This is a genomic window from Vibrio tarriae (assembly GCF_002216685.1).
GTDB classification, from domain to species: domain Bacteria; phylum Pseudomonadota; class Gammaproteobacteria; order Enterobacterales; family Vibrionaceae; genus Vibrio; species Vibrio tarriae.
This window is the reverse complement of sequence record NZ_CP022353.1, coordinates 1,312,645-1,327,128: the sequence shown is the minus strand read 5'-3', so window position 1 is coordinate 1,327,128 and position 14,484 is coordinate 1,312,645. Positions and strand designations below refer to the sequence as shown.

At 44.8% G+C, this 14,484-nt stretch carries 16 protein-coding genes and 1 riboswitch; of the genes, 5 read left to right on the top strand and 11 right to left on the bottom strand.

Annotated features, from left to right (window positions below; genetic code table 11):
- Positions 1-44 precede the first annotated feature (44 nt).
- Complete coding sequence (locus CEQ48_RS11750) at positions 45-1,421, bottom strand: alanine/glycine:cation symporter family protein (protein WP_089071368.1); 1,377 nt, start codon at positions 1,419-1,421, stop codon at positions 45-47.
- A gap of 92 nt (positions 1,422-1,513) precedes the next feature.
- Positions 1,514-1,613, bottom strand: a riboswitch (glycine riboswitch).
- A gap of 310 nt (positions 1,614-1,923) precedes the next feature.
- Here CEQ48_RS11750 and CEQ48_RS11745 point away from each other — a divergent pair.
- Positions 1,924-2,082: a hypothetical protein gene (locus CEQ48_RS11745; RefSeq protein WP_089071367.1), complete on the top strand. Its 159-nt coding sequence runs from the start codon at positions 1,924-1,926 to the stop codon at positions 2,080-2,082.
- A 16-nt stretch (positions 2,083-2,098) separates the two neighbouring features.
- Positions 2,099-2,833, top strand: a complete 735-nt coding sequence (locus CEQ48_RS11740; protein WP_071186828.1) for a chromosome partitioning protein ParA — start codon at positions 2,099-2,101, stop codon at positions 2,831-2,833.
- Positions 2,834-2,981: 148 nt separating this feature from the next.
- On the opposite strand, the gene CEQ48_RS11735 is transcribed toward CEQ48_RS11740, so the two are convergent.
- The 5 genes from CEQ48_RS11735 to potA all read right to left on the bottom strand — a co-directional run bounded on the left by CEQ48_RS11735 (position 2,982) and on the right by potA (position 8,009).
- Positions 2,982-4,019: an extracellular solute-binding protein gene (locus tag CEQ48_RS11735; protein WP_089071366.1), complete on the bottom strand. Its 1,038-nt coding sequence runs from the start codon at positions 4,017-4,019 to the stop codon at positions 2,982-2,984.
- 111 nt (positions 4,020-4,130) lie between these two features.
- Positions 4,131-5,162, bottom strand: coding sequence for an extracellular solute-binding protein (locus CEQ48_RS11730; RefSeq protein ID WP_089071365.1), 1,032 nt, complete (start codon positions 5,160-5,162; stop codon positions 4,131-4,133).
- Between the two features lie 102 nt (positions 5,163-5,264).
- Positions 5,265-6,035: a spermidine/putrescine ABC transporter permease PotC gene (gene potC / locus CEQ48_RS11725; protein ID WP_089071364.1), complete on the bottom strand. Its 771-nt coding sequence runs from the start codon at positions 6,033-6,035 to the stop codon at positions 5,265-5,267.
- Positions 6,035-6,892 (bottom strand): spermidine/putrescine ABC transporter permease PotB, encoded by an 858-nt coding sequence (gene potB, locus CEQ48_RS11720; protein WP_198301296.1) that lies wholly within the window; start codon positions 6,890-6,892, stop codon positions 6,035-6,037. Before potB ends, potC begins: the two co-directional genes overlap by 1 nt.
- Positions 6,876-8,009, bottom strand: a complete 1,134-nt coding sequence (gene potA, locus CEQ48_RS11715; protein WP_089071362.1) for a spermidine/putrescine ABC transporter ATP-binding protein PotA — start codon at positions 8,007-8,009, stop codon at positions 6,876-6,878. The genes potB and potA overlap by 17 nt, the downstream gene beginning before the upstream one ends.
- Before the next feature lie 324 nt (positions 8,010-8,333).
- Here potA and CEQ48_RS11710 point away from each other — a divergent pair, with 324 nt between their 5' ends.
- From CEQ48_RS11710 to CEQ48_RS11700, 3 genes are read left to right on the top strand one after another with little or no spacing between them, the layout of a single operon-like run.
- Positions 8,334-9,140 carry a DUF2189 domain-containing protein gene (locus CEQ48_RS11710; protein ID WP_001058050.1) on the top strand — a complete coding sequence of 269 codons (807 nt, stop codon included), beginning with the start codon at positions 8,334-8,336 and terminating at the stop codon, positions 9,138-9,140.
- A complete protein-coding gene (locus CEQ48_RS11705; protein ID WP_198301272.1) occupies positions 9,133-9,933 on the top strand; it encodes a glucosaminidase domain-containing protein in 801 nt (266 codons plus the stop codon). Before CEQ48_RS11710 ends, CEQ48_RS11705 begins: the two co-directional genes overlap by 8 nt.
- Position 9,934: 1 nt before the next feature.
- Positions 9,935-10,594: a DUF2987 domain-containing protein gene (locus CEQ48_RS11700; protein WP_089071360.1), complete on the top strand. Its 660-nt coding sequence runs from the start codon at positions 9,935-9,937 to the stop codon at positions 10,592-10,594.
- A 76-nt stretch (positions 10,595-10,670) separates the two neighbouring features.
- Here the strand turns inward: CEQ48_RS11700 and ttcA are convergent, their stop codons facing one another.
- The 5 genes from ttcA to ccoS form a co-directional block, all read right to left on the bottom strand.
- Positions 10,671-11,603 (bottom strand): tRNA 2-thiocytidine(32) synthetase TtcA, encoded by a 933-nt coding sequence (gene ttcA, locus CEQ48_RS11695; protein WP_089071359.1) that lies wholly within the window; start codon positions 11,601-11,603, stop codon positions 10,671-10,673.
- A 126-nt stretch (positions 11,604-11,729) separates the two neighbouring features.
- Complete coding sequence (uspE, locus tag CEQ48_RS11690; RefSeq protein WP_089071358.1) at positions 11,730-12,677, bottom strand: universal stress protein UspE; 948 nt, start codon at positions 12,675-12,677, stop codon at positions 11,730-11,732.
- 129 nt (positions 12,678-12,806) lie between these two features.
- Positions 12,807-13,559 (bottom strand): fumarate/nitrate reduction transcriptional regulator Fnr, encoded by a 753-nt coding sequence (fnr, locus tag CEQ48_RS11685; RefSeq protein ID WP_000622582.1) that lies wholly within the window; start codon positions 13,557-13,559, stop codon positions 12,807-12,809.
- A gap of 89 nt (positions 13,560-13,648) precedes the next feature.
- On the bottom strand, positions 13,649-14,323 hold the full coding sequence (locus tag CEQ48_RS11680; RefSeq protein WP_089071357.1) for a sulfite exporter TauE/SafE family protein: 675 nt from the start codon (positions 14,321-14,323) through the stop codon (positions 13,649-13,651).
- Positions 14,320-14,484: a cbb3-type cytochrome oxidase assembly protein CcoS gene (gene ccoS / locus CEQ48_RS11675; RefSeq protein WP_089071356.1), complete on the bottom strand. Its 165-nt coding sequence runs from the start codon at positions 14,482-14,484 to the stop codon at positions 14,320-14,322. Before ccoS ends, CEQ48_RS11680 begins: the two co-directional genes overlap by 4 nt.

Here is a 14,484-nt window from a genome sequence, read left to right as displayed (position 1 = left end):
AGCGCCGTTGGGCGCTTTTTCTTTGTGCTTAGACCGACTAGGTATTATTGAACTTGGGCTTCGGCTTCGGTGTATTGATAACGCGCGGCAAAATATTGCTTCGTTTCTTCCACGACCACATGGCGTAAGGCAACAAGGCCAATAAGGTTCGGAATGGCCATTAAACCATTTACAATGTCGGCGATAATCCAAATCAAATCGAGGTGCAGGAATGCGCCTGAGGCAATCAAGCCAATAAAGACGATTTTATAAGGCAGTACCGCTTTGGTTCCGAATAAGAACACCATGCAGCGTTCGCCGTAGTAGTTCCAACCCAGAATGGTCGTAAAGGCAAAGAACATCAAACCAATGGAAACCAGCATCGGACCGATAGTTTGTGCATTTAAGCCTGTGGCAAAGGCGTAGGTGGTCATCGCTGCACCGGAAAGATCGTTTTGCCAAGCGCCCGTTAGAATGAGAGCCAAGCCAGTCATCGTACAGATGATGATGGTATCGAAGAAGGTCCCCGTCATAGAGATAAGACCTTGTTCAACGCAGGAGTCAGTTTTCGCCGCCGCCGCCGCCATAGGCGCACTGCCTAAGCCAGATTCATTGGAGAACACGCCGCGAGCAATACCCGATTGAATCGCGAGCATAATGCTCGCACCTAAGAATCCACCTGTCGCAGCAGTCGAGGTGAACGCGGATACCAGCACCAATTCCACTGCCTCTGCGAGTTTGTCCGCATTGGTAACAATCACACTTAAGCAGGCGACGATGTAAAACAGCGCCATCGCAGGAACCATTTTTCCTGCCACTTTAGCGATGGATTGAATACCACCGATAGTGACAATGGCAACCAGTACGGTCAGTACCACCGCAGAGGCTTCACGAGGGACGCCAAAAGAGATTTGAGTGGCATCTAAGATCGCGTTCACTTGTGGGAAAGTACCAATACCGAAGCAGGCAACCCCTACGGCAAACACAGCAAATAATACTGCCAGTGTTTTTGAACCCACACCATCACGCAGGTAGTACATTGGCCCGCCGACCATTTGCCCTTTGTCATCGATTTGGCGATATTTCACCGCGAGTAAGCATTCTGCGTATTTGGTTGCCATGCCAAACAGGGCGGCGAGCCACATCCAGAACAGGGCACCTGGGCCGCCGAGCTTGATTGCGGTCGCAACACCCACGATGTTTCCTGTACCAATGGTGGCAGAAAGAGCAGTACACAATGCGGCGAAGCTTGATACATCACCTTGTTTGTCTGAAGATTTTTCGCGGCCAAATACCATAGCTAAAGCCGTCGGCAGGCGTCGAAATTGCAGTAAGCCCAAGCGGAAGGTGAAATAGACACCGGTGCCGACCAGAAGAATTAACAGTGGTGGACCCCACACTAAACTATCAACAGTTTGCAGAAAAGATTGCAGGTTATTCATGATTTCCCCTTAAAAAATAAACATAAGGAGAAGAGAGAAAGGGTGCGAAAAATGCACAGCAGAGCTCTAGCGAGCTCACTAAAAGATTGGCCTTTCACTCCTCTGTCCTTTTGCCTGAGAGTTTCACTCTACATATGCGCAGAGCTTGCTCCTTCGGCGACCGATTAAACGGTTCTCTCCAGAGGTTCCTCCAACTACAGTCCTCGCTTATTCGTTGCCAATAAATGGCTAAGAATAATGCACCTGAAAGATTTACTTCTTCGGCGGGTTATTTGGCTCAGATGTTAAAATCTGGTTAACAACCACTCTCCTGCAGTCTTCAACGGAACAATCGTCTTGAATAAAACGATTTGCAAGGCGGATACTAGCGGAAAGAAAATGTGATGTCACCTACAAAAGAAATCAACTGATGAAATGTTGCGCAAGTCTTTTGCTAATCCACTTTTCTCTGACGTTAAACTACGTATAAGTGTTATAAGATAATCGCGCTTGGAGGCGGGAGATGGTGAGATTAATTGCAATAGCCTTATTGATAGCATTAGCGTTTGTGTTGATTCGCTACCATACCAATGAAAAATTGCAGAAGGGGGTCGTTATCGTTATTTTGGCGACCTTTGTCACCTATACGGCCTTCTTGATGATTTCTGAACTGATTCGCTGACGCAAGAGGAGCGAGCGTGAATAAACATAATGAGTTTGACGACAACGAAGAAGTTGTTGTTATCGAACGAAGAGATAAACAGAGCTATCTCTATATCGCGATTGCTGCAGTATTAGGTATTGCCTTGGGTGGTCTGATTGGTTCCTCTGTCACCACCAGTCGTTGGGAGACGTCTTACCAAGCACTGCAAAACCAGCTTGAACAACTCAATAATGCGAAAGCAGAAGTTTCTAAAGCGGCTGAGCTTTCTGAGAAAAATCAAGAGGATGTGTGGCAACATAAAATGGATCAGGCTTTAGAGAAGCAAAGAGAAGAGTGGCAGGCAGAGGCTGTACAGCGTGATAAATACGTCGCTGAACTCGAAAAGCAAAATCTTAATTTAGAACAGCAACTGAACGAGCAGAAAATGGCATTGGAACTGGCCAATACACAAAATAATCAGCTTAATCGTCAAGCCGATATGCAAGTGACCATGCTTGAGCGTTCTCGAGAGTTGTTCCAACGTGAACTAAAAATCAAACAAGAACTCGAGGGATTACAAAAAGAACGCGATTCTCTGGTTCCAAAGCTCAAAGTACTGAAAAAAGAGTGTGATATTTATCTTGAAGGGAAATCTTGGGATGCGAAGTCGGATGCCTGTGATAAACAAGATGAAGCGAATTCACGAGTAAGCCAAATTGATCAGATGATCCGTGTGCATCAAATGGATCTGGAAGAGATTAAGGCGCTCTCAGAAGAGATAGGTTTATAAGTGATTTAATCTATCAGGCTGAATTAAATCGATTATTTTCGTCACATGACTTGAGCGTTCGCTTTTTCACTCTCTAGAGTGAATCGCATTCTGAAGATACAAAAAAGCCACCGTCGTCGGTGGCTTTTTAATGGGTGATAGAAAAGGCTTAATCGTTCACTTTTAGCTTTTGGAAATATTCATCGTAAAGCACGCTAGCCTCTCCAACTTCATTTTGCCACTCGCCATTGTCTATCACCGATTGTGGTGGGTAGATGCTTGGGTCATTAGCAAACTCTTTGGGCAGTAGGTCATGCGCGGTTTTGACTGGTGTTGGATATCCGATTTCTAAGGCGATTTTTGCAGCATTTTCTGGACGCAGTAAGAAATCAATCATCTTGTGGGCGGCCTCGATATTTTTGGCTCCGGTAGGAATCGAGATGCTGTCCATCCAAAAAATGGTGCCTTTTTCAGGCCAGATAATCTGGATTGGTGCGCCTTCTTGGCGGGCCATATACGCTGAGCCATTCCATAACATACCTAGTGACACTTCACCAGCGAGGTAAGGGTTGGCTGGGAAGTCAGAGTTAAACACTAAGACATTTGGCATCAGCTTTTTCAGCTCACGGTAAGCGGCTTTAATCTCTTTGGGATTGGTCGTGTTAGGCGAGTATCCCAGCTTACTCAGAGCGATATGGAAGACTTCACGAGCGTCATCCATCAGCATTAATTGCCCTGCCCATTTGGCATCCCACAGATCGCCCCAGTTTTTGAGTGATTTTTTATCCAGCATATCGGTGTTAATGCCGATACCCGTCGCTCCCCAGATATAAGGGATAGAGAATTTATTGCCTGGATCAAAAGGCTTATTGAGATAGTTTGGATCCAAGTCTTTGAAATGTGAAAGTTTTGAATGGTCAATCTCTTGCAGCATGCCTTCTTTGCGCATCTTAGAGACAAAATAAGTGGAAGGAACCACAAGATCATAACCAGCGCCTTGCGTTTTGAGCTTGGCATACATGCTTTCATTGGATTCGTAGGTAGAGTAGATAACCTTGATTCCGGTTTCTTTGGTAAAGTCTTCTAGGACTTCGCTCGGGATATATTCAGACCAGTTGTAGAAATAAAGTTCTTGGTCTTTAGCCATTGCATTGGTGGTGAACAATGCTGCTGCGCACAGAGCACTCGCAAACAGTTTATTTTTCATTACGTTCCCATAGTGTATAGAAAGAACCTAACTAGGCGTTGGAGAGGAGAGTATAACAAGATAAAAAAAAATAGGCAGCAATGGCTGCCTATTTGATGCTTTTCTTAGACCTTATTGGCCAGCTTTCAACTTCATGAAGTACTCTTCGTACTTCACTGTCTTATCGCCAACGGCAGATTGCCACTCAACACGGTCCAGATCTTCTTGAGACGGGAACAGTGGTGCGACATCTTGGAATTTGTCGTTTGAGGCTTTAACGCCAGTCAGATAACCTGTGTCGCGTGAAATTTGCTCTGCAATTTCAGGGCGTAACAAGAAATCGATCATCTTGTGTGCTGCATCGACGTTTTTGGCACCAGAAGAGATGGCGAAGTTATCAACCCAACCAATACCGCCTTCTTTCGGGAAGACTAACTTGATTGGTAAACCTTCTTTCTGTGCCGCCGCTGCTGAGCCGTTCCACAGCATACCAAGACCTACTTCACCTGAAAGGTAAGGAGCTGCAGGGTTATCAGAGTTGAAAACCAGTACGTTTGGCATCAGCTTTTGTAGCTCGGCATACGCTTCATCGATCTGCTTGTCGTCCGTTGAGTTACCTGAGTAACCCAGTTTGCGCAGAGCGATATGGAAGACTTCACGCGTATCATCCATCAACATCAGTTGACCTTTTAGCTCAGGCTTCCATAGGTCGCCCCAGCTTTGGAAGTCATTAGGATCATACATGTCGGTGTTAACCGCGAGACCGGTAATCGCTACAACGTGTGGAATTGAGTAGTCGTTGTTTGGGTCGTAAGGTTTGTCTAGGTAGTTGGAATCTAGGTTTTTGAAGTTGCTCAGCTTAGATTTGTCAATCTTTTGCAGCATCCCTTCATCACGCATTTTTGCCACGAAGTAGGTAGAAGGAACTACCAGATCATAACCTTGATTGTGCGTTTTGAGTTTTGCATACAAAGTTTCATTTGACTCATAAGTTGAGTAAATCACTTTGATTCCCGTTTCCTTGGTGAACTGTTCTAGGATGCTGCTATTGATATACGGCCCCCAGTTCATAAACACCAGTTCCTTATCTTCCGCTGCCGCTGTGCCAGACAACAGAGAAAGCGCACATGCGCTACCTGCTAAAAGAGTAGCCAGTTTTTTCATCGACGTTAGCTCCAAACTAAACGTTGCCCTTTTGGGCGTTGCAAAGAAAAACAGAATGACTTCCGTCATTCTGTTTCGCGTGTTTCCAAACGGACGTGGATTCTACTTCACTTTTTCTCTTGCTAACAACTGTGAAGCGATAACAAGCACTAAAGAAACCACAAGCATGACGGTTGCCAGTGCGTTTACTTCAGGTGAAATACCCACTTTCACCATTGAGTATATCTTCAATGGCAGAATTTCGTAGGTTGGCCCAGTCACAAATGAACTGATGATCACATCATCCAGAGATAGGGTGAAGCTCAGTAACCAACCTGCGGCTACGGCAGGTTTCGCCAGTGGCAGGATAATTTTCTTTAAAATGACCCATTCACCAGCTCCAAGGTCCTTTGCTGCTTCAAGCATCTTAACGTCAAAGCCGTTGAGTCGTGTGTAAACCGTCACCACAACGAAAGGCAGACAGAAAGTGATGTGCGCAATCAACAAGGTAAAGAAGCCCAGTTGTGCACCCAGCACTAAGAATAGGGCAAGCAGTGCAATAGCCATCACGATATCGGGTGACATCATCACGACAAACAGCATGCCACTCACCACTTTCTTACCTTTAAACTGGTAGCGGAACAGGGCGACCGCTGTCAAACTACCGATCAAGGTTGCTGCAGTAGCAGAAAATACGGCTACGTTGATGGAGTGCCAAGCGGCTTGCACTAAGCTGTCGTTATTCATCAGTGCGTGGTACCACTTGGTGGTAACCCCCCCCCATTTGATACCAAACTTGTTTTCGTTAAATGAGTTTGCAATCAGAACAATGATTGGTAGGTACAAAAATAAGTACACCAAACTCATAAAGCTAAATCTAATTGAACGTCCCATTAGTCTAGCTCCACCTTCTTATTCAAAAGTTTACCTGCACGATAGTAGGCGTACAGCATGATCGCCATGGCCAGAGTCAGGGCAATACTGGTTGCGGCACCAAATGGCCAGTCACGGGCGTTGAGCACTTGGCTCTTAATCACGTTACCGATCAGTAGGTTTTTCGCACCGCCAAGTAGGTCTGCGATGTAGAACATACCGAGGGCTGGGAGTAGAACCAACAGACAACCACCAATAATGCCAGGCATAGTCAGAGGTAAAATCACGCGAACCAAGGTTTGAAACTTGTTGGCACCGAGATCGCGCGCCGCTTCAATATAAGTGCCATCCAACTTTTCGATAGCCGAATAGAGCGGAAGGATCATAAACGGCAACAAAATGTATACCAGACCGATCATGACGGCTGTTTCGGTAAACATAATGCGCAGGGGGGCATCAATCAGGCCCAGCGACATCAGTGCTTGATTAAGAATGCCTTGCGTGCCGAGTACGATTTTTAAACCATAGGTGCGGATTAGTGAGTTGGTCCAGAAAGGAACAATGATCAAAAACAGCATAAATGGACGCCATTTTTCAGGCATTTTCGCCACTATGTACGCAAAAGGATAGCCAATCACTAGACAGATTAACGTTGCAACAATCGCCATGTAGAACGAGTGCAGCATGACTTTTCCGTACAGAGGATCAAGCAGACGCGTGTAGTTTTCAAAGGTGAGCACGAACTTAATCAAGTTCGCTTCATCACGAGTCAGAAAACTGGTACCAATAATCATCAGGTTGGGGAAGAGTACAAACAGCACTAACCAACCTACGATTAAGGTAACAATCGCATTTTGTAGATTAAGCTTTTTGCTCATCATTGAGGACTACCTCCCAGCTTTCAACCCAAGTGACGGCAACTTTCTGTCCGATAGAGTGATCAACATCTGGATCATCTTCGTTAAAGAATTCGCTAACCATCACACACATACCGGATTCCAGTTCTACCACTGATTCCAGAGTCATGCCTTTGTAAGTCCGGTCAGTCACGTGACCTACAATGCCTTTTTCTTCTGACTCTTTAATTTCTTCGATACGTAAGTCTTCAGGACGGAGGAGCACTTGCAGCTTGTCACCAGCCTTCACTTCATCGTCATAGTAAACAATCGACTCGATACCCTCGATGTCAACACGGATGCGTTTTTCATCGATACGATCTATGGTCGTTGCTTGGAATACGTTGATTTCGCCGATAAAACGAGCAACAAAGAGATTTTTTGGATCTTCGTAGATTTCACGAGGAGAGCCGTCTTGTTCAATTTTGCCTGAACGCATAACGATGATGCGATCTGACATAGACAGCGCTTCTTCTTGATCGTGAGTAACGAAGATAAAGGTAATGCCTAATTGACGTTGTAGTTGTTTGAGCTCGCTCTGCATTTGTTTACGCAATTTGTAATCCAAAGCGGAGAGCGATTCGTCAAGTAGCAGTACTTTAGGTTTGTTAACCACTGCGCGCGCAATAGCAATACGCTGCTGCTGGCCACCAGAAAGTTGATGCGGTTTACGCTGTGCCATTTCGGCAAGGCGCACCATGCGTAGTGCTTCCATCACACGAGGTTCGATTTCGCTTTGAGGGACTTTTTGCATGCGCAAACCAAAAGCGACGTTTTCGAACACTGTCATGTGGGGGAATAGAGCATAGCTTTGGAAGACCGTATTGACGTGTCGTTGTTCAGCAGGAACTTGAGTAACGTCTTGACCATCTAGCAGAATCTCACCTTGATCTGCAGTTTCAAAACCAGCAATCATTCTTAACACCGTCGTTTTACCACAGCCCGATGGACCTAGGATGGTTAAGAACTCGCCATGATTCACATCAAGATTTAGGTTACCAATGATTTCCTTACCATCGAAACTTTTGCTAATGCCAGATAAACGAATGACTGGCTTTCCTACTGAATGTTGTTCGTTCAACGTCTGTATTTCTCCCACCTCGGCCTGTAGAAAATCCTACTTGTTGGACCTGTAGTTAAACAAAAATAAGGGGCGCATCATAAACACCAAGAGCACGATTTCAAAGTCTTTTTCTCACCTTGAAACAGAAAAATTTTTGCCAGTTTGAATAGAGTTTGTCTAGCATACTGATTTTGCTTAACTCTTAATGCTATCAAGCGGTTAATTATCAATCATATCGACAATAAAGCAAGATGATATTGGTAATCAGATTTTAGCCTGAGCAGCATTTCAGTATAATGAACACAATTTTCACGTTGAAGCGTGACGTTATCCGCGCATTCGACCGAACTAGGGCATTTTATGAATAACGATATCGAAAGAGAGTTCAATCTTGGCGGCTCGGTAGAGAAAGCGCTATCGGGAAGTTATGAATTAAAAGTGGGTGATGTACTCAAGGAAGCTTGGGGTATTACAGTCAAGCACTTTATTAATTTCACGCCTGCCATTTTTGCGCTGATTTTGGTGCAGTTGGCGATTTTTTATTTTGCGTTCAAATTGCAGATCGGCGATCTCTCCGTGATTCTGTCTGTGTTTCAGGAGGGCGGTGCGCTGCCCGAAGGCCTAGTCCAAGCCATGTTTATTGCTAACTTTAGCTATGAAGTGATCAGCGCGCCGATTTATGCAGGCATCAGTTTAATGGCGATGAGTCACGCGGCAGGGCTAAAAACCCAAACTCGGCATATCACGAAAGGATTACAGTTTACGATCCCTGTTATCCTCGCCACTCTGTTCAGTTTATTGTTACAAGGTGTGGCAGGGATGATTTTGCCATTCCTTTCTATGTATCTCTCAGTGGCTTTCAGTAACTCATTACTACTGATTTGTGAAAAGAAAGTCCCACCTATGCAATCTTTGTTATTGTCATTGCGAGCAGTGAATAAAAAGATTTTCCCGTTAATCGCTATCTATTCGATCTTGATGGTGCTGTTCATGATGGCCGTACTTCTGTACGGTATTGGTTTAGTGTTGTTCTTGCCTTTCTTCTTTCATGTAAAAGGCATCATTTATCGCAACATGTTTGGCATTCGCTTGAAAATCATCGCAACGGATCAAGCTCAGCCTGACCAACCTGATAGCAACAACTCTTCTGGAATTTTTGATGCATAAGCGAATAACCATTACCCTGGTTTGGCTAATCATTGTCGTTATCGCCATGTTTGGCGTGTATCGATTTGAGAAACCGAAGAAGTTCAAGTTACCTTTGCTCAGAGGAGAAGTGGTCGGTGCAGCCCCTGATTTCTCTGCAATCCACGACATTGCTGAGCGGAAAGAGGCTTTTTTTAATTACTTAAAACCCGGTGTGAGGTATGAAAATTCGCGGATTCTTCAAGAGCGAACACTGTTGAAGCGAATAAAAAAGGATTTTGCTGACGGTCAGCTCTCATCTCACAATCTGGCACAAGCACAACATTTAGCCACTGCGTATTCTGTGGCACTGATAGAAAACAACGTTGATAACGCTTGGTTACAGGAAATGTTTCATCGCGTCGATGTGATACCTGAAGCCTTAGTCTTAACTCAAGCTGCGAATGAGTCGGCATGGGGAACCTCAAGATTTGCCAAAGAAGCCAACAACTATTTTGGTCAATGGTGTTATAGCGTGGGATGTGGCTTAGTACCGTTAGCGAGAGCGGAGGGAGCGTTCCATGAAGTGGCTAAATTTGACAGCGTTCAAGACTCAATTCAAAGCTATTTTATGAATGTCAATCGTAATCCGGCTTATCGAGAATTACGTGAAATACGCTTTCAGCTTCGCCAGCAGAAAATCAATCCCAACAGCGATGAAAGTGCTAAAGCGATGAGCAATGGCCTTTTAAAATATTCCGAGCGTGGTGAAGCCTATGTGCGTGATTTACAAGCCATGATGTTAGCGAATCAAGAATATTGGAACGATAATTAGAATGAAGTCAAAATCTTACCTCCTACTTGCCCCTTTGTTTTTAAGCCTAAGTGCTCCAGCTTTGGCGCAGCAATATATGTTTACCTACAGCAAGTTGTTCTCTCAAATGAAAAGCAACACAAAAGAAGATCATCCTGATGTAAAAATGGGGATTTTCTTTGTTGATGCACAGAGTAAACAAAACTGCGTGATAGAAAAAGCGTGGATGGAAAAGGAAGAACACTACGAAGAGTTACCCATTGGCCCTAGTAATGAGCTGGTGATCCCACTCGATAACAATCTGAGACAGGCGAATCCACTGGTTTTTGTGAATACACCGCAAGATAAACGCTGTGATTATTCTATGGTGGTGATGGCGAAAAAGTCGTTTGAGGGTAAGGTGACTTATCAGGAAGTTGAGGTCTTGTTGCCGCAGATGCAGGTAATGCTTGAACAGCTTGGCGGTATGTTCGCCAGTTGGTTTACGCCCGCGGTTGAAGGCGTCACCTTAGAATTCGCCCCAGAGACAGAGGGCATGATTACGTTCAGTAATGGCCAATCGATTGCTATTGTGAATCACAAGGCGCAAGTAGCGCTAACGCAAATTGGTAAAGAAGGGTGGATGCAACTGCCGGCTCCAGCTTTGCGAGTTTTACCTTACTTACCTTCTGCAAAAAAGTAAGCTTTAGCGATTGAAAGACATAAAACAAAGGCTGTCAGTAGACAGCCTTTGTTTATTTTTATGCTTTTGAAGCCACCTAGATATTGGTGACATTTAACTGGAGTGATGGATCAAACTCCATCACTAAGTCTTCATCTTCCACGACTTGCGGTGCAATTTCTTCTTTATCAAAGCCAATATCACCACCATTAATGACGCCAGAGTTTTTATCAATCGATTTAAAATCGAACAAAGAGAAGTCCGCAAGGTGGCTTGGTACCACGTTTTGCATGGCTCTAAACATGGTTTCAATACGACCAGGGAAGCGCTTATCCCAGTCATTAAGCATCTGTTTTACCGCTTGGCGCTGTAAGTTAGGCTGTGAGCCACACAAGTTACATGGAATGATCGGGTAGCCGCGCATATCTGAATATTTGATGATGTCTTTTTCACGGCAGTAGGCCAACGGGCGAATAACCACATGTTCGCCGTTGTCTGATACTAGCTTAGGTGGCATACCTTTCATTTTGCCGCCGTAGAACATATTCAAGAACAGAGTTTCTAAGATGTCATCACGATGGTGACCTAAAGCAATCTTGGTTGCTCCTAATTCTTTGGCGGTACGGTATAAGATACCGCGACGCAGGCGAGAGCATAGTGCACAGGTGGTTTTGCCTTCAGGGACTTTATCTTGCACGATGGAGTAGGTGTCTTCTTCTACGATCTTGTACTGAACCCCCAGACTCTCTAAGTATTCAGGCAAGACATGCGCAGGAAATCCCGGTTGTTTTTGGTCGAGATTGACAGCAACCAATTCAAAAGAAATAGGCGCACTTTTCTGCAGGCTCATCAAAATATCCAGCATGGTAAAGCTGTCTTTACCGCCAGATAGACATACCATAATCCGGTCGCCATCTTCGATCATATTGAAGTCTGCAATTGCTTGACCAGTATTACGACGAATACGTTTTTGCAACTTATTGAAATTGTATTGTTGAGCTTTGGTCAACTCTTGAGTTTGCGCTGTCATTGCTTGCTATCTTAAATCTCAGAACAAAATGAAGTGCGTATGATACGGATAAATAGAAGAGATGCTAGATCTATAGCATGAAGAGATAAAAAATCCCTGCCATACGGCAGGGATTACTGAGGAGAATTAAATGGCTGTTTGTGGATCGAGGGGGCTTACGTAGCCATTGGGTTTGAGGGCAAGGACATCACAGTTAATTTTATCGATGACATGTTCTGCGGTGTTGCCGATAAATACCGCTGAAAGTCCCGTTCTACCTGTCGTGCCCAGAATCACCATGGCTGCATTAAGCTGTTTGGCCGCTTCTGGGATCACATCTTCGGGCAATCCTTGTTGAACAAGTGTTTGCTCTTCACTTAAGCCATGTTTTTGGCGAAGAGCCTTCATCGCCGTAAGGTGATGTCCTCGAACCGCATCGGTATAGGTGGTTGGATCAAACTCCGGCAGCTCAATAGTGATGTTGGCTGGAGTGACTGGATAAGCGTTGACAAGATAAGGACTCGCTCCTAAGCGTTTGCTCAAATTAAGGAGCTGTTCGACCATACGATCATTCAAATCAATATGGGTTTCTAGCTCAGAGCCAACATGCACAGAAGCAATGATATTGGCATTTTCTGGCCAGTCAGCATTTTTGACTAACAAGACTGGTGTCGGACACTTACGCATCAAGTGCCAATCGGTTGGAGTGAAAATAACGGACTCTAGCATGTCGTGTTTGCGGGTCGCTTTGATCAGGATATCGTGTTCACCCGCAAATATTTCACCAATAATCGCTTCGTAAGGGCGGTTATGCCACACCACTTTAATGTCAAACTGAACGGATTTATCTAGATAAGGCTCTGCAATAGAGCGCATCCACTGTTCTCGTTGATGGATCACTCCCTTGCGCATGGCATCACGCTCTTCGAGAGAAAGCATGGAGGTCATGTCATAAGAAAAATCGTAAATCGATAGGAAGAAAGTGATATGGCTGACGGAGGTGCTTTTTTGCGCCAGTTGCATTGCCCGAGCCAAAGCAGGTTGTTCATCATGGTTGATATCAGCCACGACAAGAATTTTACTGTAAATGCTCATGAGAAACTCCTTGTTCAGTGAGGAGGTTTGTTAGCTTCACTTTAGCTTAGTTATGAGCAGAGTTTTAGTAAAAAGAAGAGGTATTTGGAAGAAATATGATGTAGCTCATTAAGAGCTACATCATTGAAGTTATTTAGATTCTTTAGAGACGCCAGCCAATTCCATCAATTCTGCATGGTTGAGAATAGTGATGTATTTGCCTTTAACACTTAGGATTTCTGATTTTTGGAAACGACCGAGCAAGCGGCTGATGGTTTCAACAGTAAGACCAAGGTAGTTACCAATATCACCACGTGTCATGGTGAGACGAAACTCTCTTGGGCTAAAACCGCGTTGAGAGAAACGAGTAGAAAGGTTGTACAAGAAGGCCGCTAAACGTTCTTCAGCGTTCTTCTTTGAAAGCAGCAGGATCATCTCCTGATCGCCTTTAATTTCGTTACTCATTAAACGCATGATTTGTTGACGCAGTTTCGGCATTTTGCCAGACAGGTCATCCAAGATTTCATACGGGATTTCACAAACCATGGAGGTCTCAAGCGCTTGAGCAAAGCTTGGGTGCTGATCTCCAGTAATTGCATCAAAACCAACTAAATCACCAGCCAGATGAAAGGCTGTGATCTGCTCATCACCTTGTTCAGTGATGGTGTAGCTTTTAATCGTACCAGAACGAATTGCGTATAAAGATCTCAGTTCGTCACCCGCTTTAAACAGCTCCTGACCTTTCTGGATCGGTTTTTTACGCTCAATGATCTGGTCAAGCTGATCAAGCTCAGACTCATTCAAGGTAAAAGGGATACAGAGTTGGCTAATACTGCAATCTTGACAGTGAATAGCACAACCACCCGATTGAATGCGCTTCGCAGCAGGCTTTTCAGAAATCATAACAACCTTTCACTAATTGATGTACGTCAATATTTTAGCATCGCTTAACCCTAAAGGGTAGTTAAAATACATCAGCGACCTCTAAACAATTAACCCAGATTAATCATCAGCTTTACTGCGTCGTAGGCAGTGAAGAGCCCATACCCAATCACCAGTATTGCCGCACATTGACGAAATAAATGCGAATTTTGCCAATGCATTAATTTATTGGCTCCCCAGCCACTGGCTAGCATGGCGGGTAGGGTGCCGAACCCAAATGACAACATAATAAGTGCCCCTTGTGAGAAACTGCCTGCCACGGCAGACCAAGTCAACATAGAGTAGACCAAACCACAAGGAAGCCAGCCCCACACAAGGCCGAAGGGTAGTGCATGCCACTGTTTTTTTAGCGGTAAAAGAGTTTTGCCTAGCGGTGAAATCCATGGCCAGATTTTCTGGCCGACTTTTTCAAGCCACAGTAGTCCAAACCACCAGCGTCCGATGTAAAGGCCTAATACAATCATCAACACAGCTGCGAAAATTCGAAGCCATACTAAAGCGGATTGAACATCAATGAGCTCTGTCAGTGAAGCGGTGATGCCACCGACAATACCGCCGATTAAGGCGTAGCTCAGCAGGCGACCTAGATTGTAATAAAGTAGCAGTACTGGTGAGCTTTTAGACGGATCAAGGGTGAGCAAAGCGCTAATGCCGCCGCACATGCCCAAACAGTGACCTGCTCCCAGCAGGCCTACCACCCAAGCCCCCAAATAATCAGGACTCACCGTTTATCCTTATCTTGGATCTCTTCATCTTCAAATAAGATGTTGTGGCCTTGGCGCTCAAGATCTTCGAATTGCTCACTTTTGACTGCCCACAAAAAAATACCGACCGCGACACAAACTAACACAATCGCAATTGGAATGAGCAAATATAAGCTTTCCAC

Bases quoted from the DNA above. Each gene is read 5' to 3' on its own strand.
- CEQ48_RS11750 (WP_089071368.1), bottom strand. From the start codon at position 1,421: ATGAATAACCTGCAATCTTTTCTGCAAACTGTTGATAGTTTAGTGTGG.
- CEQ48_RS11745 (WP_089071367.1), top strand. From the start codon at position 1,924: ATGGTGAGATTAATTGCAATAGCCTTATTGATAGCATTAGCGTTTGTG.
- CEQ48_RS11735 (WP_089071366.1), bottom strand. From the start codon at position 4,019: ATGAAAAATAAACTGTTTGCGAGTGCTCTGTGCGCAGCAGCATTGTTC.
- CEQ48_RS11730 (WP_089071365.1), bottom strand. From the start codon at position 5,162: ATGAAAAAACTGGCTACTCTTTTAGCAGGTAGCGCATGTGCGCTTTCT.
- potC (WP_089071364.1), bottom strand. From the start codon at position 6,035: ATGGGACGTTCAATTAGATTTAGCTTTATGAGTTTGGTGTACTTATTT.
- potB (WP_198301296.1), bottom strand. From the start codon at position 6,892: ATGAGCAAAAAGCTTAATCTACAAAATGCGATTGTTACCTTAATCGTA.
- CEQ48_RS11710 (WP_001058050.1), top strand. From the start codon at position 8,334: ATGAATAACGATATCGAAAGAGAGTTCAATCTTGGCGGCTCGGTAGAG.
- CEQ48_RS11705 (WP_198301272.1), top strand. From the start codon at position 9,133: ATGCATAAGCGAATAACCATTACCCTGGTTTGGCTAATCATTGTCGTT.
- CEQ48_RS11700 (WP_089071360.1), top strand. From the start codon at position 9,935: ATGAAGTCAAAATCTTACCTCCTACTTGCCCCTTTGTTTTTAAGCCTA.
- ttcA (WP_089071359.1), bottom strand. From the start codon at position 11,603: ATGACAGCGCAAACTCAAGAGTTGACCAAAGCTCAACAATACAATTTC.
- uspE (WP_089071358.1), bottom strand. From the start codon at position 12,677: ATGAGCATTTACAGTAAAATTCTTGTCGTGGCTGATATCAACCATGAT.
- fnr (WP_000622582.1), bottom strand. From the start codon at position 13,559: ATGATTTCTGAAAAGCCTGCTGCGAAGCGCATTCAATCGGGTGGTTGT.